Origin of the sequence: Sphingorhabdus arenilitoris (assembly GCF_042651485.1) — a bacterium.
Lineage (GTDB): Bacteria > Pseudomonadota > Alphaproteobacteria > Sphingomonadales > Sphingomonadaceae > Sphingorhabdus_B > Sphingorhabdus_B arenilitoris.
The window spans coordinates 412,009-433,115 of record NZ_JBHSDH010000013.1 but is presented as its reverse complement, the minus strand read 5'-3'; the positions used below and the strand labels follow the sequence as shown (position 1 = coordinate 433,115).

Annotated in this window: 14 protein-coding genes and 1 tRNA gene; 6 read left to right on the top strand and 9 right to left on the bottom strand. The window is 55.1% G+C overall.

Translation table 11 applies throughout. From position 1 onward, the window contains the following. Positions 1 to 19: 19 nt before the first annotated feature. Positions 20 to 304: an FAD assembly factor SdhE gene (locus ACFOWX_RS06215; protein WP_381424940.1), complete on the top strand. Its 285-nt coding sequence runs from the start codon at positions 20 to 22 to the stop codon at positions 302 to 304. 2 nt (positions 305 to 306) lie between these two features. After that, positions 307 to 3,786, top strand: a complete 3,480-nt coding sequence (gene mfd, locus ACFOWX_RS06210; RefSeq protein WP_381422331.1) for a transcription-repair coupling factor — start codon at positions 307 to 309, stop codon at positions 3,784 to 3,786. Between the two features lie 15 nt (positions 3,787 to 3,801). Here the strand turns inward: mfd and ACFOWX_RS06205 are convergent, their stop codons facing one another. After that, positions 3,802 to 5,049 carry a putative bifunctional diguanylate cyclase/phosphodiesterase gene (locus tag ACFOWX_RS06205; RefSeq protein ID WP_381422329.1) on the bottom strand — a complete coding sequence of 416 codons (1,248 nt, stop codon included), beginning with the start codon at positions 5,047 to 5,049 and terminating at the stop codon, positions 3,802 to 3,804. Between the two features lie 149 nt (positions 5,050 to 5,198). On the opposite strand from ACFOWX_RS06205, the gene moaA reads away from it, so the two are divergent. The 3 genes from moaA to ACFOWX_RS06190 all read left to right on the top strand — a co-directional run bounded on the left by moaA (position 5,199) and on the right by ACFOWX_RS06190 (position 7,094). Continuing rightward, positions 5,199 to 6,185, top strand: a complete 987-nt coding sequence (gene moaA, locus ACFOWX_RS06200; protein ID WP_381422328.1) for a GTP 3',8-cyclase MoaA — start codon at positions 5,199 to 5,201, stop codon at positions 6,183 to 6,185. After that, positions 6,182 to 6,958: an NAD kinase gene (locus ACFOWX_RS06195; RefSeq protein ID WP_381422326.1), complete on the top strand. Its 777-nt coding sequence runs from the start codon at positions 6,182 to 6,184 to the stop codon at positions 6,956 to 6,958. The genes moaA and ACFOWX_RS06195 overlap by 4 nt, the downstream gene beginning before the upstream one ends. A gap of 61 nt (positions 6,959 to 7,019) precedes the next feature. Continuing rightward, a tRNA-Asn gene (locus ACFOWX_RS06190) sits at positions 7,020 to 7,094 on the top strand. Positions 7,095 to 7,103: 9 nt separating this feature from the next. Here the strand turns inward: ACFOWX_RS06190 and ACFOWX_RS06185 are convergent. The 3 genes from ACFOWX_RS06185 to ACFOWX_RS06175 form a co-directional block, all read right to left on the bottom strand. Then, positions 7,104 to 7,850 carry a sulfite exporter TauE/SafE family protein gene (locus tag ACFOWX_RS06185; protein WP_381422324.1) on the bottom strand — a complete coding sequence of 249 codons (747 nt, stop codon included), beginning with the start codon at positions 7,848 to 7,850 and terminating at the stop codon, positions 7,104 to 7,106. A gap of 40 nt (positions 7,851 to 7,890) precedes the next feature. After that, positions 7,891 to 10,632: a preprotein translocase subunit SecA gene (gene secA / locus ACFOWX_RS06180; RefSeq protein WP_381422322.1), complete on the bottom strand. Its 2,742-nt coding sequence runs from the start codon at positions 10,630 to 10,632 to the stop codon at positions 7,891 to 7,893. A 129-nt stretch (positions 10,633 to 10,761) separates the two neighbouring features. Then, complete coding sequence (locus ACFOWX_RS06175; RefSeq protein WP_381422320.1) at positions 10,762 to 11,046, bottom strand: hypothetical protein; 285 nt, start codon at positions 11,044 to 11,046, stop codon at positions 10,762 to 10,764. Between the two features lie 182 nt (positions 11,047 to 11,228). On the opposite strand from ACFOWX_RS06175, the gene argJ reads away from it, so the two are divergent. Further along, a complete protein-coding gene (gene argJ, locus ACFOWX_RS06170) occupies positions 11,229 to 12,455 on the top strand; it encodes a bifunctional glutamate N-acetyltransferase/amino-acid acetyltransferase ArgJ (RefSeq protein ID WP_381422318.1) in 1,227 nt (408 codons plus the stop codon). Between the two features lie 49 nt (positions 12,456 to 12,504). Here the strand turns inward: argJ and trxA are convergent, their stop codons facing one another. The 5 genes from trxA to ACFOWX_RS06145 form a co-directional block, all read right to left on the bottom strand. After that, the gene (trxA, locus tag ACFOWX_RS06165; protein ID WP_381422316.1) at positions 12,505 to 12,828 is read right to left on the bottom strand and encodes a thioredoxin; all 324 of its coding nucleotides are present in this window, start codon (positions 12,826 to 12,828) and stop codon (positions 12,505 to 12,507) included. A 119-nt stretch (positions 12,829 to 12,947) separates the two neighbouring features. Beyond that, positions 12,948 to 16,397, bottom strand: coding sequence for a double-strand break repair helicase AddA (addA, locus tag ACFOWX_RS06160; protein WP_381422314.1), 3,450 nt, complete (start codon positions 16,395 to 16,397; stop codon positions 12,948 to 12,950). After that, entirely contained in the window at positions 16,397 to 19,393 is a 2,997-nt protein-coding gene (addB, locus tag ACFOWX_RS06155) for a double-strand break repair protein AddB (RefSeq protein WP_381422313.1), read from the bottom strand. The genes addA and addB overlap by 1 nt, the downstream gene beginning before the upstream one ends. Further along, positions 19,386 to 20,114: a nucleotidyltransferase family protein gene (locus tag ACFOWX_RS06150; protein WP_381422311.1), complete on the bottom strand. Its 729-nt coding sequence runs from the start codon at positions 20,112 to 20,114 to the stop codon at positions 19,386 to 19,388. The genes addB and ACFOWX_RS06150 overlap by 8 nt, the downstream gene beginning before the upstream one ends. After that, a complete protein-coding gene (locus ACFOWX_RS06145) occupies positions 20,111 to 21,100 on the bottom strand; it encodes an aminoglycoside phosphotransferase family protein (RefSeq protein ID WP_381424938.1) in 990 nt (329 codons plus the stop codon). The genes ACFOWX_RS06150 and ACFOWX_RS06145 overlap by 4 nt, the downstream gene beginning before the upstream one ends. Between the last annotated feature and the right edge of the window lie 7 nt (positions 21,101 to 21,107).

The window sequence follows — 21,107 nt, the reverse complement described above, 5'->3', positions numbered from 1 at the left end:
TTACCAGAAGGACGTCCCCATGGATGCAGATGCCACTATCCGCAAATTGCGTTTCCGCGCCTCTCACCGGGGCACGAGGGAGGCCGACGCCATGGTGGGCGGCTTTTTTGAAAGCTATCATCAAAACTGGACGGCAGAAGAATTTGCCTGGTTTGAAGAGCTGTTGGAGCAACAGGATGTGGACATCATGGCCTGGGCCATGGGCACCGCCGCGCCGCCTCCTGAATTTCAGGGGCCGATGATGGATACATTGAAAAGGCTTGATTTCATTACTTTGCCTCCGGGACTTAGTAAGCAATATTAACTATGGTTGATCTTCATGCCATTATCGGGTCAGCAGCGCCGCTGACGCTCGCATCGGTGCCGCCCGGCTTTACGCCGTTGCTGCTGGCCGATTTGGCGCGCGCGGCAAAGGGCCGGACATTATTCATCGCCGCCGATGACGCCGCAATGCGCAGCCTCGCCGATACCGTACCCTTCTTCGCCAGCGAGCTGGAAATTTTGCAATTTCCCGCATGGGATTGCCTGCCCTATGACCGCGCGTCACCTTCGCTAGCGATTACGTCACAGCGGATGGCCACGCTGCAGGCATTACAGCAACCGTTAAAGAATAAGCAGCTGGTGCTGACCACTATTGGCGCAGTGATTCAGCGGCTGGTCACCCCATTCCGCATTCGCCAAACCGGTGAGCGGTTGGAGCCGGGCCGGATGATCAGCCGCGACCGGATCGCCGAACTGCTCATCGCAAATGGATATTTCCGCGTCGATACCGTTTCCGATTCGGGCGAATTTGCGATTCGGGGCAGCATCGTCGACATCTTCCCTGCGGGCAGTGAGACAGGCCTGCGGCTCGATTTTTTCGGCGACGAGATCGAGACAATGCGGAGCTTCGATGCCCAGACGCAGCGCAGCATTGGTCCCGTTGACCGGTTCGATATTTTGCCAGCGGTCGAAGCGTTAATGGACGCCGATTCGATTAAGCGGTTTCGCACCCATTACCGCGAATATTTTGGCGCAACCGCCACGGGCGATCCGCTTTACCAAGCCGTATCTGACGGACGCCGCCTATCGGGAATGGACCATTGGCTCCCGCTATTTGAAGAGCGGATGGTGACGTTATTCGACCATATTGGCGAAGAAGCCTTGGTCATCCGCGACGGCGCCGCTGTCCCCGCCGCCCAAACCCGTTTTGACGCTATTGCCGATTATCATGATAACCGCGTACGTGCTGCATCTGCTGAACCCGGCAGCTACCGGCCCTTACCGCCCGATCGTCTTTATCAAACGGCACAGGAGCTGGAGGCAGCTTTCCAAAATGCGGCGGCCCATATGCTGACACCATTTGCGCAGCCGCAAAGCGCGCGGGTCATCGACTTTTCCATTCAAGCGGCGCGGGATTTTGCACCGGAGCGCGCGCAAAAAGCCAACATTTACGAAGCGGTATCCGCGCATCTCAAACAGATGGCTTTGCAAGGCAAGAAAACCATTGTCGCCAGCTATTCCGCCGGCGCAAGGAGCCGTTTGCAGGGATTGCTGTCCGACCATGGTGCGCCGCCATTGGTGGAGGCAGATGGCTGGCAATCTGCATTGGGATTGGCGACGAAGGGCCGAGCAGCGATGGTCGTGCTCCCCATCGATCATGGTTTTTCGAGCGCCGATATTACCATCATCAGCGAACAGGATATGCTCGGCGACCGGCTTGTCAGGCGGCATAAGCGCAAAAAAAGCGCCGATGCCTTTTTGGCCGAACTATCAGCTCTCACGCTAGGTGACCTAGTTGTGCATATGGAACATGGCATTGGCCGCTATGAGGGCCTTGTCTCAATCACCGTCGGCAAAAGCCCGCATGACTGCGTCGCGCTAAGCTATGCGGGCGGAGACAAGCTGTTTGTTCCGGTCGAAAATATCGATGTTTTATCCCGCTATGGCTCAGGCAGCGAAGTGGCTGCCCTCGACAGACTGGGCGGAGAGGCTTGGCAAAGGCGCAAGTCCAAACTGAAAGAGCGTATCCGCGCCATCGCGCATGAATTGCTCGCCACTGCGGCTGAACGGGCGCTGCGGTCAGGGGTGCGGGTGGAGATCGACCCGCCGTCCTATGCCAGCTTCGTTGACCGCTTCCCTTATGAAGAAACCGATGACCAACAAAGGGTTATCGCCGAAGTGCTTGACGACATGGCGTCAGGGCGTCCGATGGACCGGCTCGTGTGCGGCGATGTTGGTTTTGGTAAAACCGAGGTTGCCATGCGCGCTGCCTTTGCCGCCGCGATGGCGGGGCATCAGGTGGCGATAATCGCGCCGACGACCCTGCTCGCTCGGCAACATTACAGCAATTTTGCCGACCGTTTCCGCGATCTGCCGTTAAAGGTGGGGCGCTTGTCGCGCTTGGTTCCGTCTGCTGAAGCGGCGGCGACCCGCGACGCTTTGGCCGATGGCACGGTTGACATTGTCGTGGGAACCCATGCCGTGCTGTCAAAGGCTCTTAGCTTTAAGCGTTTAGGTCTTGTTATCGTTGATGAAGAGCAGCGTTTCGGCGTTACGCATAAGGAGCGATTAAAAGCGCTTAAAACCGACGTCCATATGTTGACCCTGACCGCCACTCCTATCCCGCGCACCTTGCAAATGGCGATGTCGGGTCTGCGCGAATTGTCGGTGATTCAAACGCCGCCCGTCGACCGCTTGGCCGTGCGCACCTATGTCATGCCGTGGGATCCAGTGGTGCTTCGCGAGGCTTTACTGCGCGAACATTATCGCGGTGGGCAGAGCTTTTTTGTCGTCCCACGCATTTCAGACCTAGCCGAAATCGAAGATTATCTGCGTGAAGTGGTGCCCGAGATCAAATCCATCACTGCACATGGCCAAATGTCCGCCAGTGTCGTGGAAGAGCGGATGAGCGCCTTTTACGACAAAAAATATGATGTGTTGCTATCCACGACCATCGTGGAAAGCGGCCTCGATATTCCGAGCGCCAACACACTTATCATCCATCATGCGCAGCGATTCGGCATGGCACAGCTGTATCAGCTGCGCGGCCGTGTGGGCCGTTCGAAAACCCGGGCCTACGCCTATTTAACTACGCCGCCCAATCAAGCGCTGACCGAAACGGCTGAAAAAAGGCTGAAGGTGCTCGGAGATCTCGACACGCTGGGTGCAGGTTTTCAATTGGCCAGCCATGACCTTGATATTCGCGGCGCGGGAAATCTGGTTGGCGACGAACAATCCGGGCATATCAAAGAAGTCGGGTTTGAACTCTATCAATCCATGCTGGAGGACGCGATTATCGCGGCTAAGGCCGACGCACAGGGCATCGCTAAGCCGCGCGACAGTTTCAGCCCGCAAATTACCATCGATGCGCCAATCTTAATACCCGAGGACTATGTCCCCGACCTATCCGTCCGCATGGCGCTATACCGCCGATTAAACGACGTCGAAGATGCGCAAGAGATGGAAGGTTTTGCCGCCGAGATGGCTGATCGCTTTGGGCCGATTCCAGCGCCTGCCAAAAACCTGCTGCGCCTGATTGAAATTAAGCAAAATGCGTTAACCGCCGGCGTTGCCAAAATGGAGGTCGGTCCGCGCGGCACGTTGGTGAGTTTCCATGACGATAATCCGCCCAATATCCCTGGCTTGCTGGCTTATGCAGCGAAGCTGGGCGAGGTTGCCAAGCTCCGGTCGGACAGCAAGCTGGTGATACAGCGCGTCTGGCATGACCCGGAAAGCCGCCTGAACGGATGTTTGCAATTGTCAAAGGGGCTGGCGAATTTGGCGCGGAAGGTAGCGGCGAAATAGGACCCTATGCCCTGCTTAATCGCTGCGCAGCGCGAAACGCTCAAAGTCATCGGCCGATAGGGGCGCTGACCGCAAATAGCCTTGGAAATAATCGCATAGCTCGGCCTGAAGCATTTCCAACTCTTCCGCTTTTTCAACGCCCTCTGCGATTATCATCAACCCTAATGCCTTACCCATTGCAATAATCGCGCGCAGGATGATCCGGTCTTTGCTGATACCGGCGATATCGGGCGTCATGCCTTTATCGATTTTCAGATAGTCGAGCGGTAGATCTTTCAAATAAGCAAGGCTGGAATAACCCGTGCCAAAATCATCCAGCGCGATTTTGATACCCTGCCCGCGTAGCCGCTCCAATTCTGCACCAGCCCGGTCGGCATCGCGAACAAGGCTCTCTTCGGTCAACTCCACCGTTAATCGCTGTGGCGCGAAACCGGTTCGGTCCAGCAATCCCATTAACCGTGCGGCATAGCCTTCGGTCAGCTCCTCCGCCCCCAAATTTACCGACAAGCGAAGCGCATCCAGAGCAGCGGGCCAATTTGCCGCGATGGCGATTGCCTCTTGCTGAATCACATGCGATAATTCTTCTCGTAAATCGCACCGATCGGCGGCGCTGAACAGTGTGTCGGCGCTGATTTCACCCCATTTGGGATGATGCCACCGCGCCAGCGCCTCTGCCCCCACCAATGCCCCATTGGCGACCGCGAATTGCGGCTGCAGCATGATGGTTATCTGCCGCTTTTCGATGGCCGAACGCAGGTCAGCATCGAGAGCAGCCGCCAGTTTTGAATTGTCCTGATGATGATATTCGGCGATGACATATCGGCGGCCTTTCCGGCTATATGCCTTGGCAAGCGCCGACTGCGCCCGTTGGAGCAAAGCCTCTCCGCTTTCATCCACTCCTGATACCGCGATGCCAATCCGCGTGCTGATATGAACCGGCGCACCGGGCTTGCCAAAATCGGACGATAATATATCAATTAACGCCTCGGCATGAATTTCCATGCGGTCCGCACCGCCCGCCGCAACGATCAAAAATTCGCGCCCCGGCAAACGGGCGGTAAAGAGTGTATCTTCGATATAAGCGCTGGCAAATTTACGCAGCCTTGCGCCGACTTTCCGGATCACGCCATCGCCGCCCGACCGGCCAAAACGGTCATTAATTTGCTTGAGGTCGCGGATACCGATGATGAAAGCCAGCAACTCTTGAGGATGCCCTGCGGTGAATTGCGCCAGCCGCTCTATTGCCGCTCTATGCCGCAACATCGGGACCAATGAACCCGCATTGGACTTTATGTGAAAAGGCGAGGCTGACGACATCATGACCTGTTAAGCGAAAAACATTTCAACACCCTTACCATTTTTGACGGGCAATTAGCCTTTGCCATAGTGAGAATCCGCCTTACATGGGAAATATGATTGACGGTTTTGGACGGAAAATTGATTATCTGCGCATTTCGGTTACCGACCGGTGCAATTTTCGGTGCCATTATTGCATGCCCGAAAATCAAAGCTTTTTACCCCATGGTGAGCTGCTCGACTATACCGAAATCGCACTTCTTGCAGAACGGTTTATTTCGCACGGGATCCGCAAAATCCGGCTGACCGGGGGTGAGCCGCTGGTGCGCCGGGATATGCAGATATTGCTGGCCGCTCTTGGGAAACATGTGCATAGCGGCCGCTTGGACGAGCTAACCCTCACCACCAACGGCAGCTTATTGTCGAAATTTTCCCCCATATTGTCCGATGCAGGCGTCCGCCGGATTAATGTCAGCCTTGATAGTCTCGATCCTCAAAAATTCGCGGACATCACCCGGGGCGGAAAATTGGATCAGGTGATGGAAGGCATCGCCGCTGCGAAAAAGCATAACATACATATCAAAATCAATATGGTGGCGATGAAAGGTGTTAACGAGGATGACCTGTTGCCCATCGCCCATATGTGCGCCGATGCGGGCCATGACCTAGCTATCATTGAAACAATGCCGCTCGGCAGCGAAGTCGGCGGGCGGGAAAATACCTATATGCCGGCGGATGTATTTATCGAACCTTTGCGCCAAATCAGCGCGCTCACGCCGATTCCGCACCGCACCGCCGGGCCGTCGCGATATTGGCTTGCCGATGCGTTGGGTCTTAAGATCGGGATGATCACTCCGCTGAGTGAGAATTTCTGCGACGATTGTAACCGGCTCCGCCTGACGACCGATGGCAAAATATATATGTGCCTGGGGTCCGAAATGAATGTTGATTTCAAGACGGCGTTGCGCGAACAAGGCGTTGAAGCTGTCGATCGGCTGCTCCAAAAAGCGCTTAGGTTAAAGCCGGAAAGGCATGAATTTGAAAAACAAATGGCAAACCCCAATTCTCGCCTTTCTCGCACGATGAATGCGACCGGTGGATGATTGACGTTTCGAAATTGGCGCTATTGGCGTCACATACCGAAAATGCCCGCGAAGCAGAGGCGTTGCTGCGTGAACAATTTGAATTTGTCGATTTGGATCAGGCAAGTGCGGCGATTGTGCTGGGCGGTGATGGATATATGCTGCAAGTATTGCACAGCTTGCTGGAAAGCCGCCGCGACATACCTGTTTATGGGATGAACCGCGGCACGGTTGGTTTTTTGATGAATGGTTGGCATCCCACTGATTTGGGCAGCAGCCTGGCGCGCGCCAAAAGCTTTACGGTAAAACCATTGTCGATGACGGTGGCGACCGTCGATGGACAGCAATTCACCCTGCCCGCGATAAACGAAGTGTCGTTGCTACGCGAAACGCGGCAAGCGGCCAAAATCGGCATCACGGTCAACAAAAGGTTGGTTATCCCGGAATTGGTATGCGACGGCATATTGGTCGCAACACCAGCGGGCTCCACGGCCTATAATCTGTCGGCTAACGGCCCGATATTGCCGCTTGATTCTTCGCTGCTTGCGCTCACTCCGATCAGCCCATTTCGGCCGCGCCGGTGGAAAGGTGCGATTTTGCCAGACCGCTACGTGATCCGGCTGGAGATTTTGGAATCGAATAAGCGTCCCGTTAGCGCGGTTGCCGATCAGCGGGAAATCCGCGAAGTTGCGTGGGTTGAGGTCGCTCTAGACCGGAATAAAGCGATGACATTGCTGTTTGATCCGGACCATGCGCTCGATGATCGGATCGCAATGGAACAATTTGTTGTTTGAGTGCTTGCAATCTCCTGAAAGTCGCTGCTATAGGCCCGCTGTCCGGTGAGAGCCGGACTGCTCCCTGGTAGCTCAGTGGTAGAGCAGTTGACTGTTAATCAATTGGTCGGCGGTTCGAATCCGTCCCGGGGAGCCATTTTTTCTATTAGTTCGGATTTACGGCACGCCATATGAGGCGCAGCGCCACATATCCGACCAAAATTCCGGTAATCCAACGCAAATAACGCGGCGACAAAAGCTTTAGCCCAATCATTCCGCCAATTTGCCCGCCAATCAGCACGGCAAGCAACAGAGGCCAATAGGATAGCGCCTCGGTCCAAATTGGGGTTCCCGCTTGCTTCCAAAACTGCCCCGCCAAACCAGCGGCGGAATTGATTAAGATATAGAGCGAGGAAAAGGCAGCGATTCGGCGGGCATCGGCCCAGCGAATCAAATGCAAAATGGGCGCAAAGAATATCCCGCCGCCTATCCCCGATAGCCCGGCCAGCAAGCCGATCAATGCTGACAAACCTATCAAGGGTACTGTCTTCAACTTAAATCGGGGCAATCGATCAATAGGCAGGAAAAGTGCGGCGGACGATAAGAATAAAGCCCCGCCCAATATTCCAAAAAAAGCAGCCTGCGACAAAGTCACCATTCCGCCCAGAAAGGACATGGGAGCCGATAAGATGACAAGCGGCAAGCAAGCACGCAAGTCAAGCTGCCCTGCCCGCGTATAACGGACAATACCGCCAGTCACGACCACCAGATTGCACAGCAACGACACAATCGGGATCAGCCGGTAATCCACATCGGACAGTGCCAGCAAGGCGGTATAAGTGGACCCGCCCCCAAAGCCCACCGACGCGTAAATAAGGGCAACCAGCGCAAACAGCAGGATCAATATCGGCATTGCATCTCCACCCCTACTGACCCTGCAATTTCAAAGCAGATTATGCGTAAGACCCATGGCAATGTTTATATTTACGCCCTGAACCACAGGGGCAAGGATCATTGCGCTTCAAATCCGGATTATTTGCATAGGGATCGTCGCTATGCGGGCTTGGCGCGCCGGTCTGCCGTGGCGGCAGGGTGGTGGTGATCAATCCCAGATCGCCCGCATCAATGTCGTCACTGTCATCTTCTCCGGTAAAGGGATCAATATGGGTGGTCAGGAAATCAGGAAGTTCAGGTAATTCGGGAGCCTCTAAATTTTCCTCTGCGCGGAATTCATTAGTGGCAATGGTTTTGGTCACATCTTCCCGGATCGCAGCGAGCATCCGTTCAAACAGGCCAAATGATTCCTGCTTATATTCATTGATCGGAGTTTTTTGCGCATAGGCACGCAGGTAGATCACCTGACGCAAGGCATCCAAAGTTGATAAATGCTCTTTCCAGTGATGGTCAAGCATTTGTAGCAAAATGCTTTTTTCAACCGAATTCCATATCTCTGGATCAAGCTCCGCACTTTTTTGCTTGAACAATGCCTCGGTCTGTTCGGCGAGCCGTTCCTCGATAATTTCAGGTTCGATCGCCTCTTCCTGAAGCCAGCTGTCAATATCAGGGTCGAGTGTCAGAATTTCCCGCACTTTAGTTTTCAAACCATCAATATCCCATTGTTCGGGATAGGTGCCTGCGGGGCAATGGTCGGCTACGATGGCATTGACCGTGTCGTTGCGCATATCCTCAATCACATCATCAACCGCGTCTGCGTCCATAATCTCGTCGCGCTGCCCGTAAATGACTTTGCGCTGATCATTCATCACGTCATCATATTCGACCAGCTGTTTGCGCACGTCATAGTTGCGCGCCTCCACCTTGCGCTGTGCGGTTTCGATGGCCTTGGACAGCATTTTGCCGCCAATCGCCTCGCCATCTTCCAATGAGCTATTCATCATCTTGGCAAAAAGCGATTCCGAACCAAAAATACGCAGCAGGTCATCTTCTAGGCACAGATAAAAACGCGATAGGCCCGGATCGCCCTGACGCCCGGAACGGCCGCGCAGCTGATTATCGATACGGCGGCTTTCATGCCGCTCTGTGGCAAGAACAAACAAGCCGCCCGCCTCGAGCACCTTTGCGCGCTCTGCTGCGACCTCTTCTTTCAGCTTGGCGACGGCGGCATCGCGTTCCGGACCTTCTTCAAGACCGGATAACTCTTCCTCAATCCGAAATTCCAGATTACCGCCCAGCTGAATATCGGTGCCGCGTCCCGCCATGTTGGTGGCAATGGTAACCGCGCCCAAGCGCCCGGCCTGCGCCACGATATGCGCTTCTTTTTCGTGCATGCGTGCGTTCAAAATGCTGTGTTCCACGCCGTCTTTGGTCAGAAACTCGGACAACAGTTCCGATTTTTCAATCGACACTGTGCCGACCAGCACGGGTTGCCCGCGGTCGTTGGCTTCGCGGATGGTCTTGGCAATGGCCAAAAATTTATCCTGCGTGTTTTTGTAAAACTGATCATCTTCATCGATACGCTGCACCGGCAGATTGGTTGGAATTTCAACGACATTCAGCTTGTAAATTTCGTGAAACTCTCCGGCTTCGGTCGCTGCGGTACCGGTCATGCCGCCGATTTTGGGATACATGCGGAAATAATTTTGAAAGGTGATCGTCGCCAAAGTCTGATTTTCTGGCTCAATCTTGACGCCCTCTTTCGCTTCTACTGCTTGATGCAAACCGTTGGACCAGCGGCGCCCGTCCATCATTCGTCCGGTAAACTCGTCGATGATAACGATCTTGTCGTCTTTGATAATATAGTCCGTGTCCCGCTTAAACATCACCTGCGCTTTTAACGCTTGGTCCAGATGGTGAACGACCTGTGTGTTTTCATAATCATACAGGTTGGAACCTTCGATCAAACCCGCTGCTTCCAGCAACCGTTCCGCTTTTTCGGTGCCATCCTCGGTCAGGATGACGTTGCGGGCTTTTTCGTCCTTCTCATAATCTTCTTCCACCAATTGCAGCACGATTTCATTGACGCTGCGATACAGGTCGGTTTTGTCTTCGGTTGGCCCGGAAATAATAAGCGGCGTGCGGGCTTCGTCGATCAGGATCGAATCGACCTCATCGACAATCGCAAAGTTGAACGGGCGCTGCACCATTCTGGCGCGCTCATATTTCATATTGTCGCGCAGATAATCGAAGCCGAGCTCGTTGTTCGTCGCATAGGTAATGTCGCAGGCATAGGCCTCGCGCCGCTCATGTTCGGTCAAATTGGGCACGATGACGCCGGTGGTCAGCCCCATGAAGCCGTAAATTTTGCTCATCCATTCGGCGTCGCGGCGGGCCAGATAGTCGTTTACCGTCACGACGTGAACGCCCTTGCCCTCCAATGCGTTCAAATAGCAAGCGAGCGTTGCGACAAGGGTTTTACCTTCGCCGGTGCGCATCTCCGCAATTTCGCCGCGATGGAGAACGATACCGCCCACCATTTGCACATCGAAGTGGCGCATTCCCATAACCCTGCGCGACGCTTCGCGGATGGTCGCAAATGCCTCTGGCAGGATTTGGTCCAAAGTTTCGCCGGAGGAAAGCCGGTCGCGGAACAATCCGGTCTGTGCCTGCAACTGCTCATCGCTCAGCGCTTCCATTTGCGGTTCGAAGGCGTTGATTTTGGTGACAATTTTCATCACCGATTTGACATAACGGTCGTTGGACGAACCGAAAAGCGACTTGGCTACCTTGCCGAGCATATGATATTCCTTAATTTTAAGAGTGATGCGCACGAGCGTCAAAGGCATCGTTGCAGCATATGAAGCTATTGTTTGAAAAGCCGGCAGGGGCGCGAGATGGGGCGCAGGCTGCCGGATAGCAAGGCGGCGTTATTGACGGTTACGATCACCGATATAGACGGTGGGAGACGCAGGCACTGCTGCCGCGTTAAGCTTCGCGGTATGCTGATCATGATCTGATATGCGCGATTGCGGCAGATGCAGAGCCACCGACGCTGCCTTATGCTTCTCTTCGGTTAGGGCATCGACCAGGACCTCGGCGGCAACTGCGCCGCTACCTAATGCGCTTTGGACCGGACGCACGCGCTCTGCCGCCTGAGCCGTGGTGAGGCCCGACATAATTGCCAAAAGGAACAGGAAAGTGCGTGTCATCATGGTCTTTGTGCGGCCGATATAATCATCGCAGCACAGTTCGTCTAGCAATATGAACAGTGTGGCCGGAAAAGTTTGCTGTCGCAATTGTGCAAATAGTTGCAATTCTATCGCCCCTTACGCTAAGCCTCGCGCCGATCCCGGCGATTGGCCGGACGTTTTATCGCCACATGAAAGCCCTGCCCTTGTCCAGCAAATCGCCGCTTGCCCCCGATCATTTTCCTGCTTTGCACGATATTGAAGGCGTCACATTGCGCATCGCCCGGGCGCAATATAAGCAATGGGATCGCTGCGATTTGACCTTTGCCCAATTGTGCGAAGGCACCAGCGTGGCGGGCGTCACGACGTCCAACATTTGTTGTTCGTCCGAAGTCGAAATGACCCGGGACAATTTGAAAAAGGGCACAGCCAGAGCATTGATTGTCAATGCCGGAAACAGCAATGCCTTTACCGGATTTCGCGGACGTGAGGCGGTGCAGCTCATCATCGACAAAATGACGGCACATTTGGGATGCGATGCTGATGAAGTCTATGTCTCTTCCACCGGCGTCATCGGCGTGCCTCTGCCCAAGGATAAAGCAAACGCAGGTATCGACAAGGTCATCATCGCCGCGCCGTGCAGCTGGGAAGAAGCCGCCGCAACGATTGCAACCACCGACACTTTCCCCAAAGGCGCGCGCGCCAGCGCCGTTGTTGGCGGCAAGACAGTGAATTTATCGGCAATAATCAAGGGCAGCGGGATGATTGCGCCGGATATGGCGACAATGCTGGGCTATATTTTCACCGATGCAGCGGTCAAGCCTGCATTCCTGCAGCAGCTTTTGTCGGCCGCGACACGCAAAAGCTTTAACTGCATCACCGTCGACAGCGACACATCGACCAGCGACACAGTCCTGGCCTTTGCCACTGGGAAAGCGGGCAATGCGCCGCTTGCCGGTTTCGATGATGCAGGCGCGGATGCTTTCGCAGCGGCGCTGGACGACGTTTGTTTGCAGCTCGCGCATCTGGTCGTTCGCGACGGCGAGGGCGCGAGCAAATTTATCGAAATCGCAGTGACCGGCGCGGTCAGCGATGAAAGCGCGCACCGGGTCGGCATGGCGGTTGCCAATTCCCCGCTTGTGAAAACGGCTATCGCGGGCGAGGACGCCAATTGGGGGCGGATCGTGATGGCGGTGGGCAAAGCAGGCGAACCTGCCGACCGGGACAAGCTCGCCATTCGTTTTGCCGACAAGTGGGTCGCCCAGGCTGGCCTTGCGGTGGACAGCTATGACGAAGCCCCGGTCGCCGCCCATTTGAAAGGCAGCGACATCAGCATCGGCGTTGATTTAGGATTGGGCGATGGCCGCGCGACCGTTTGGACCTGCGATTTGACGCATGGCTATATCTCAATCAACGCGGATTATCGCAGCTAAGCTTAGAAAACCGCGCCTACCCCCTGCCCCACGTTCCTAAAGCTTGCCATTAACCAGCGGCGGTTTGGATCCATTCCTTAATCGCTGCCTTGGGCGCGGCACCGACTTTAGTGTCGGCAACTTCGCCATTTTTGAACAGGATCATCGTCGGAATTCCCCGCACGCCATATTTCGCAGGCGTATCGGGATGGTCGTCGATATTCAGCTTCGCAATCGTGACCGTCTCGCCCAATTCTTCGCTCAATTCCTCTAGGCTCGGCCCGATCATTTTGCAGGGCCCGCACCATTCGGCCCAAAAATCGACAACTACGGGTTTGCCGCTTTTCAATACAGCAGTTTCAAAATCATTATCGCCGACAGCGGTGGTAGCCATATGGAGTCTCCTTAATTTATTTATTCAGAATGTAAGCCGCTCGCCTATCGCTGGCAAGGCGGGTTGCTGATAGAATTTATTGTCAACAGTAAATGGTACGGCAAATGGCATCATCCGTCCTAAACCGGTCGGTGCGGTGCGAGCAGCGCAACATCCAACTGCATCATAACGGGGCCATGCGTGAATAAAAGATAGGCCTCCACAGTCCGGCCAGGAAAGATTTTTTCAACAGCCGCTTGATAATGCGCCATTTGCCGTAAAAAGGCACGGGGCAAATCACTCGCCGAAGAGGGAATGTTTCGTCCTGTTTTGAAATCCAATATCCGCACGCGGTCGTCAGTAATATGCAGCCGGTCAACACGGCCCGTAATCACGGTTTCCCCAACCACTGCGGCAAGCGGTATCTCTGATTTTGCATCGCTTCCAAAAAAGTCATGCCAGTGCGGGTTCGCGATAACATTCCGCACCGTTTCCAGCAGATCGTCATTATCGATGCCGCTATCCCGATTGTTGCGTTCCAACCAGATTTTGGCGCGCTCCATCGCTGTCGCCAAATCAGGTCCAGTTATCCGTTCAAACAGCGCATGGATTAACCGGCCTTTTTCGGCGGCTCTTTGCATGGACAGGCTGGCCGGGGCATCGCCATAATCATCATCATCCAAATGCGATGGGACGAGCGGCCGCGGCGGTTTTTCCTCGGCGGGCGCTGGCCGCATGAGCCAATCGGGAATGCTGGTGACTGGCGCGACTGGTTCCTCGTCCTGCTTGTCCGTTTTCAACTGCGCCGCTTCACTGCCTGAATAGCGCATAACCTGCCCGAAACGCGGATCATCTTCCCAGCGGCAACCGATATTTTCCATCGCCCGCTCCAATATGGGATACCAGCTATTTTCGGGATAGGCGCCATCCTTGTTGGCTTTGCGAATGGCGCCCGCCATAATGAGCCTTTCTTCTGCACGGGTCATGGCGACATAAAGCAAACGGTGATGTTCAGCGAGGTCGTCTTTCTTTTGCTGTTCAGTGACCGTTCCCAGCTGCCCAAGCTGATAGTCTTTATTGATCGGCAATAACGGAATTTGCAGATTGCCATCGAGGGTCAGCGTATAATCGCGGTCTTTTTTGGCGTCGGGATCGGATAGGATATCGGCCAATATCACCACAGGCGCCTGCAATCCTTTGGATCCGTGCACAGTCATCACCCGCACCTCATTGCTGCTGGCTATACCTTCGCGCTTTATTTCCGTATCGCCCCGTTCGAACCACGCCAAAAAAGTCTGCAGCGTGCCGCCGCGCCGTTGTTCAAATTCGATTCCTGCGTTGAGCAGCTCATCGAGCGGGACGCGCACTTCTTCACCCATGCGCGCAATAAATTTCCGGCGGCCATCCATCGGACCGGATAATATCTGCTCCATGAAGGCATAGATGCCGATGTAATCGGCCGCATTTAACAGGGCGGACAATTGCGTCACCACAGCTTCATGCGCTGGATTTGCGCGCAAAAATTGCCACAGGCTTTTGCCCTTATGCGCTGGGCCCCGGTAGCCGTAGGCGAGCAATTCGTCCTGTGACCATCCCACCAATGGCGAAACCAGTACGCTTGCCAAGCTCAAATCATCGCCAGGTTGCAACACAAAGCGGATCACCGACAATATATCCTGCACGCATAGCGGTTGTTGCAGGCGGAGCCGGTCAATCCCTGCCACTGGAACGCCTTTGTCATGCAGCTGACTGACAAGGAAACTCGCCATATCGCCGCGCTTGCGGAGCAGGATCATGATGTCACCAGCGACCAGTGCCCTGCCGTGTGAGGCCAAAATCGGCGCCTCGTCGACCAGCGAACGGACGTAAGCCGCGATACGATGCGACAATATCCGCTGTTCGCTGCTCAACCATTTTTCTTCGTCGTCGCCGCCCTCGCTGCCGCCTGCCTCTGTGTCATCTGTTTGCGGGCGCAGCACCGGTGCGAATAATTCGATATGGCCGCTATCTGGTTTTTCGCTATGATGTGGTTCAATTTGCCTCGTAATTCCGAACGCGGCGGGACCAGCGTAATCAATCACGCTATTCACAAAATGTAGCACTGGCTTTGTGGACCGGAAACTGCGCGACAGTTCGAGCATCTGAAGCTCTTCACCGGTCGCCTGTATCCTTGCGGCATAATCTTCACCTGCCGCACGGTAATTTTCAGGGTCCGTTCCCTGAAAGCTGAAAATTGCTTGCTTATAATCGCCGACCGCAAAAATCGTCCGGTTTTTCTCCCCTTTGCCGCCAGCACCGCTGAAAAAATCATCGCTGAGCGCGGTCACGATATCCCATTGTGCTTTATTGGTATCCTGCGCCTCATCGACGAGAATATGATCAAATTGACGGTCCAATTTATACCGCACCCAATCGGCCATTCCGCTATGGTTCAATAGGTCAGCGGTCTTGCGGATCATATCGTCAAAATCGACCAGCCCGCGCGATTGCTTGCTGCTTTGATATTGCCGCGCGAAGGCTTTGCCAACTAGTAAGGCGGGCGCAAGCCGGTCTGCATAGGCCGCCAATTGGATATTTTGCCAAATGGGCTGTGACCAATGATATAGGGCCAGCGCGGTTTCGGAATAAGCGGTGTTAAGTGGGGTGGAACCTCTGGATTCGTTAAACGGGTCACCGTCGGCTTTGGTCCAGCATTTCCGCAGCAGATCAAATGCCTCCGCACGCGCGGGCACATCAAGTGCGAGCCATTGCGCAATCTTCTCCGCTCGTTCAGTGCCCTTTTTGCCGCCCCATTCCCGGTTCATCTCGGCAAGCGCCAAGATCGACGCCTTATCAATCACGCTATCGGATAGCTGTTCTTCGAGATATTCCTGCACGCTGCCAGTAAAATCGAGCCCGACTATCCGCCTTGCATAGCGCAGCGCGCCATGATCATCGGGCACGCGCTCCATCGCATCGGGCTGCGCGGCGCAGCGCTGCAGAAATTTGAACGCTCTTTCCTCGTTCATATCCAGGCTCATTTGCTGCAGATTTTGGATCAACCAATCGCGGCCATGCTGCTCCGCATCGATAATCATTTCGTACAAAGCCTCGCGATAAAGCTCGTCACGCTCACGCCCTTCGACCGGTTCAAAACCGGGGATCAGGCCTGCTTCATCCGGGAAACTGGCCAGCAAGGATTGGCATAGGCTGTGGATCGTTAATATCTGCAATCCACCGCCGGGCGCATCCAGAACCTGAGCAAATAGCTGACGCGCACGCAGGACCGCCGGTGGAGTATAATCGGCGCCTATCGCCATTAGGTCACAGGCAAGATCGCTGCGAGGCATCTGCACCCATGACGCGAGCCGCTCGTTGATCCGCTCCGACATTTCCGCTGCACCCGCTTTGGTGAAGGTAACGCAAAGCAGGTTTTCCGGACGCACGCCATCCTCCAGCAGCAGCCGGATCACCCGCGCGGTCAAAACCTGCGTCTTGCCGGTTCCCGCCGATGCGCTCAGCCAGATATTATCCCCCGGCACCACGGCATGCTCCTGCCCATCGGTTAGGGGGAATAGTTGCTTTACGCCCTTGTCATTGGACCCGCTCATTATGTGTCACCATCCATCTGCGCTTCGCGGCCGTCCCATTCCTGCAAGCGCATCAGCTGATTATGATCGCCATAGGCATAGGCAGGTTCGAGCATGGCGGTAAAAGGCGCAGTCCCGTTGATATAGTCATCCAATAACTGCAACGCTTGCCGCTCGGCAAAATCAACAAATTCGGATGTGAGGATTGTATTCTTCGTCCCATCGGCGCTCGTCGGCTTTGTTACCTGTCCGAATTGGCTCTTATTTTTTGACGTGCTCCAATATTCGAACCCGCTCGCGGTGCCGCTGACCCCTTCTATCCCGCCGCGCTCCGCCATTAAGCCCAGCAGCCCCAATTGCAGAGCAAAACCCGCCGCAACTTTGGCACCGCTTGGCGCGGTTCCGGTTTTATAGTCGGCTATCACCAAACTTCCATCGGACAGCTTGTCGATCCGGTCGGCACGTCCGCGTAGCTTCACTCCGGCAAGGCTGATTTGCGCAGCCGCTTCTGCCGCCAATACTGTCCGGCCTTGTTCGTCTTTGAACCGCTGCGTTTCTTTGGCGATCCAGCGTAATGCCTCCGATATCCGCGGCTGCCACATTGCGCGGAGCGCTGGATTGAGCGCAGTGTTGGATAGCATATCCTCGGCCCGCTGGATCAGCGCGGCTGGTTCGCTGTGATCGTCCTTATGCCAAAGCTCCAATATTCGGTGAATCATGGTCCCGCGCCAAGCATGGCTAGGCTCGGCGTCCACCGCGTCCAATGCGTTCAGCCCCATAATCTTGGACGCATAAAAGGAATAGGGATTGGATTTCAGCGTATCAAATTGCGTTATCGAAACCGAAACGTGCCGCTGTTCAGCCGGTGGTTTTGGTGCAGGTCTGCGGTAGTTGGGGCTATATTCCGATGGTTTATCGAGCATCGCCGCAAGCTCCGCCGCTTCCACCTCCCTCGCCAATTGCGGGCCCAAAAATGACTGGATACGCAGCAAGAAACGCGATGCCACCGTCGGCCCGCTGCGGTCGCGTTTCGCACGGCTCAACACCACCTCTTCAGCGCCCAATGCGCTCGCCAAATCATGCGCCGAAAGGCCGATATTGCGTTCCGGCGCGGCCAATCCCAAATCACGGCGTATGCGCGGCGCCAGCCAAGGATCAGGATTTTGAAGCTGCGGCCAGCTGCCTTCATTCAGCCCCGCACAAATCAGCATATCCGCCCGCTGCAACCGCGCCTCCAGCAAACCATAAATGGCGATCCGCGGATGCCCGCCATAGGGCAACCGCACGCTTTGATCCGCCATCAGCTCGGTCAGAATAGATGGTATCGCCTCTGCAACTGGCTTCCCAATAACGGACAGATTATTGCGTCCTAAATCTTCAAAGAAAGCGGCCAATTGGCGGCCCGCATTCTCCCGCCAGACCGCATTGTCACTCAGCTTTCCTGCAACATCTTGCACAGCCGCCAATATCGCTGGCACATTACCATCCCGCGCCTGCTCCAATGGCTTCAGGTCAGCCGCAACGATGGGCCACCATTCTTGCAATTCACTACATTGTTCGGGGGTCAATATCCCCCGGTCGCCGTCACGCTTGGCTTTTTCAAGCGAAATCTTCTCGGCAATTGCGGCAAGGCCGATCCCCTCATTTGGCCCGCGCAAGAGCATATCGAGCGCGCGCACCTGTTTCAGCCAAGCCGTCCGCCCCTCCCCGCTATGCGCAAGCGGATGTTTCAGCGCAGCCAACAACGGTACCGGCGCAAAATCATGGGCATAGCAATCGGCAAGTGCCATCACAAATAACGCAGGCGGACTTTGGATCAGGGGCCGCCCTGCACTATCATCGACCGCGATATTCCACCTTTTTAACTGCGCCGCCGTGCGCATCGCCAATTCCCGGTCAGGCGTTATCAGCGCTATCCGCCGCTGCGGTTGTTCCAATGCTTTACGGATCAATATCGCAATCGACAGCGCCTCTTGCGCGCTATCCTCGCAAATCATCAACCGCATATTGGGCAGCTTTTTCTGCTCCACCGGCAATGCCTGCCACTGCGCCGTCGCATCGGGTAAGCAGAAAATATGCCGGATCGCCTGGCCTGATATTTTGCCCCTATCCGGTAATAGTTCGACCTCATCCCGGCTAAAATCCATGGCATTCAGGAGCGATTTCAGATGATATTGCGGATGGGTTTCATATGCTGGTTTGGGGCGCATTTCTTCGGACGCAGGTTCATGCGGACCAATTTTGTCCCACTCCTCATCCGCCATATCCATATCCAACGCGGGCAAGATCACCATGGAATTCGGCAGCAAGGCGACCTGTTTCAACACGGCCGCGATCGCAGGCGCATCGGTTGAAACGCCAATCGCAACGATCAACTGCTGGGGCTTGTCTTCCCTTAACCTGCGCGCAAAATTTTCCAGCAACATATTGCGCCGGGCGGCGGCGTCGATCACACCAAGCCTTGCCAATTCAGCATGATATAACGGCACCAGATGCAGCAATTGCGTATAACTATTTTGCCAATGACTGGCCAGGTCCTGACCGTCAGGTTTTATGATGTCAAATCTGTCAAAACTGACCTGCGCGGCTTCCAACTCGTCCAGAACCTGAACCAGATACCGCGCCAGCTTTAATGCCTCCGTGGGCGTAATGTTGCTGCCGCTGGCGCTGCGTTGTTTCATCACCAACTGAGCAAGCAGCAAAAGCCGGGACATGGGTTCAATAACCGGCGGAATATGACCTGCGGCATCAATCGGATCGAATAAAGGTCCCAAAGTCTCCTGCAGCGCCAAGTCACCCAGCGCCGCCATGCGCGGCAATAACAGGCCCGGTTTTAACCTGCGGACAAAGGCCTCGGTCATGGACTGTATCGCGCGGTTATTGGGAAGCAGTAATATCGCCTCGCTCAGTTTTAGGGGATCTTCGCCCGTGCGGGCCAAAATCGCCTCGACGGCAGCATCACATAAATCTTGCCCGAATATACAGCTATAGAGCGACGGCCTGATGGGTTCAGGCATTAACGGCTCGGGCCAGCTCGGCCAATCGCGCTTCGGTTGGCGAGATTGCCTCTGGCGAGCCGATATCGAACCATTCACCGCTGTGGATCATCCCGTGTAACCGCCCTTCCTGAATGGCCCTGGACCAGAAAATATTGGTCGAAAAAGCGCCGCCCGGGGGATCGCGCAGCAGACGGTGGCTGATCAACTGTATCCCGGTATAGATAAACGGGGCGCTGTCCCGGTCGCCGCGGCGTTCCAGCAAGGCGGTATCATCCATGTAAAAATCCCCCGCGCCTTTGTGATTATGCGCATTGGCGGTGGGAACGACTAACAACAGCGCGTCCATTATCTCTGCATCCCAAGCAGCAGCAAGCTTTGTCAGCGCAACGCCGCCGTTTTCGGTCCAAATATTGTCGCTATTGACGCAATAAAACGGGTCCTCCGGTAAAAATGGCAGCGCCTTTATCAGCCCGCCGCCGGTTTCCAGCAATAAATCCCGTTCATCGGAAATAGTAATATTCAAATCTGCTGCATTTTCCGACAGATGGGCAGTAACCATATCCGGCAGATAATGGACATTGACGACGACATTATCGACCCCTGCCTCCCGCAGTTTATCGAGGCTATGGTCGATGAGCGTTTTTCCGCCCAGCATGACCAGAGGTTTTGGCCGATCATTGGTCAGCGGCCTCATTCTGGTGCCAAGCCCTGCCGCCATTACCATTGCTGTTTTGCTCATGCCGGGGGCGCTCCTTCGGGCCGGCTATGCCGAATTTGGGAGGGTATATTGTGATCAAACCAATATTTTATCTCGGTGAGCCCGGAATGCTCCAGGTCCCGTTCAAGCAATCCCCACATACGCGGTAGAAAATCGAGATAGCGTGCCTTGCCATCGCGTTTCCAAAGCCGAGTGAAAATGCCGATAATCTTCGTATTACGCTGCGCGCCGAGCAGCGCATAATGATATTCAAAATCTGCGCCAGCCCCCGTCTGATCCTGATAATATTCCAACATCTCGCGTTCCAGCTCAGGGCTGACATCGCGGCGTGCATCTTGCAATATCGACACCAAATCATAGGCCGGGTGGCCAACCAAGGCATCCTGAAAATCAATAATCCCCTGCCCGGCGCCCTTTCGCGCATTGTCGAGCAGCATGATATTCTCCGAATGATAATCGCGCAAAACCGTCACTTTACGCTTTTCTTGCGCCAAAGCTACCAGCGCGCTTTTCCACAATTCTTCATATTCAGCTTCATCAAACGGCAGGTTCATGGCCGGCATATACCATTCGGTCAGCAACCTGACTTCCCGCATGTAAGCATCCATATCATAAGGCGGAACCGGCGCAGGCGGCTTGTCCGACAGTTGGATCAGCGCGCCGATCGCTTGCCGGTAAATGTCGCGTTCTTCCTGCGGATTTTCATCTAGATACATCCGCATTTGCATATCGCCAAAATCTTCCAATAGCAGGATACCCCGCTCCAAATCCTGCCCCCATATGGCCGGAGCCCTGAGGCCCAGCTGGATCAGATATTTGGCAAGGTTGATAAACGGACGCGGGTCTTCATGCGGCGGCGGCGCGTCCATGATGATCGCCCGGCGGCCATCCCTGCGCTCTGCCCGGAAATAGCGGCGGAATGAGGCATCACCTGCAACGGGTGTAATGACGGCATTGCCCCAGCCAAGCCCATCCAAAAAAATATCAAGCCCCTCTGGCGGCTGCATTGCGGTT

Bases quoted from the DNA above. Each gene is read 5' to 3' on its own strand.
- ACFOWX_RS06145 (WP_381424938.1), bottom strand. From the start codon at position 21,100: ATGCAGCCGCCAGAGGGGCTTGATATTTTTTTGGATGGGCTTGGCTGG.
- ACFOWX_RS06175 (WP_381422320.1), bottom strand. From the start codon at position 11,046: ATGATGACACGCACTTTCCTGTTCCTTTTGGCAATTATGTCGGGCCTC.
- ACFOWX_RS06215 (WP_381424940.1), top strand. From the start codon at position 20: ATGGATGCAGATGCCACTATCCGCAAATTGCGTTTCCGCGCCTCTCAC.
- secA (WP_381422322.1), bottom strand. From the start codon at position 10,632: ATGCTCGGCAAGGTAGCCAAGTCGCTTTTCGGTTCGTCCAACGACCGT.
- mfd (WP_381422331.1), top strand. From the start codon at position 307: ATGGTTGATCTTCATGCCATTATCGGGTCAGCAGCGCCGCTGACGCTC.
- moaA (WP_381422328.1), top strand. From the start codon at position 5,199: ATGATTGACGGTTTTGGACGGAAAATTGATTATCTGCGCATTTCGGTT.
- addA (WP_381422314.1), bottom strand. From the start codon at position 16,397: ATGAGCGGGTCCAATGACAAGGGCGTAAAGCAACTATTCCCCCTAACC.
- ACFOWX_RS06185 (WP_381422324.1), bottom strand. From the start codon at position 7,850: ATGCCGATATTGATCCTGCTGTTTGCGCTGGTTGCCCTTATTTACGCG.
- addB (WP_381422313.1), bottom strand. From the start codon at position 19,393: ATGCCTGAACCCATCAGGCCGTCGCTCTATAGCTGTATATTCGGGCAA.
- ACFOWX_RS06205 (WP_381422329.1), bottom strand. From the start codon at position 5,049: ATGTTGCGGCATAGAGCGGCAATAGAGCGGCTGGCGCAATTCACCGCA.
- ACFOWX_RS06150 (WP_381422311.1), bottom strand. From the start codon at position 20,114: ATGAGCAAAACAGCAATGGTAATGGCGGCAGGGCTTGGCACCAGAATG.
- trxA (WP_381422316.1), bottom strand. From the start codon at position 12,828: ATGGCTACCACCGCTGTCGGCGATAATGATTTTGAAACTGCTGTATTG.
- ACFOWX_RS06195 (WP_381422326.1), top strand. From the start codon at position 6,182: ATGATTGACGTTTCGAAATTGGCGCTATTGGCGTCACATACCGAAAAT.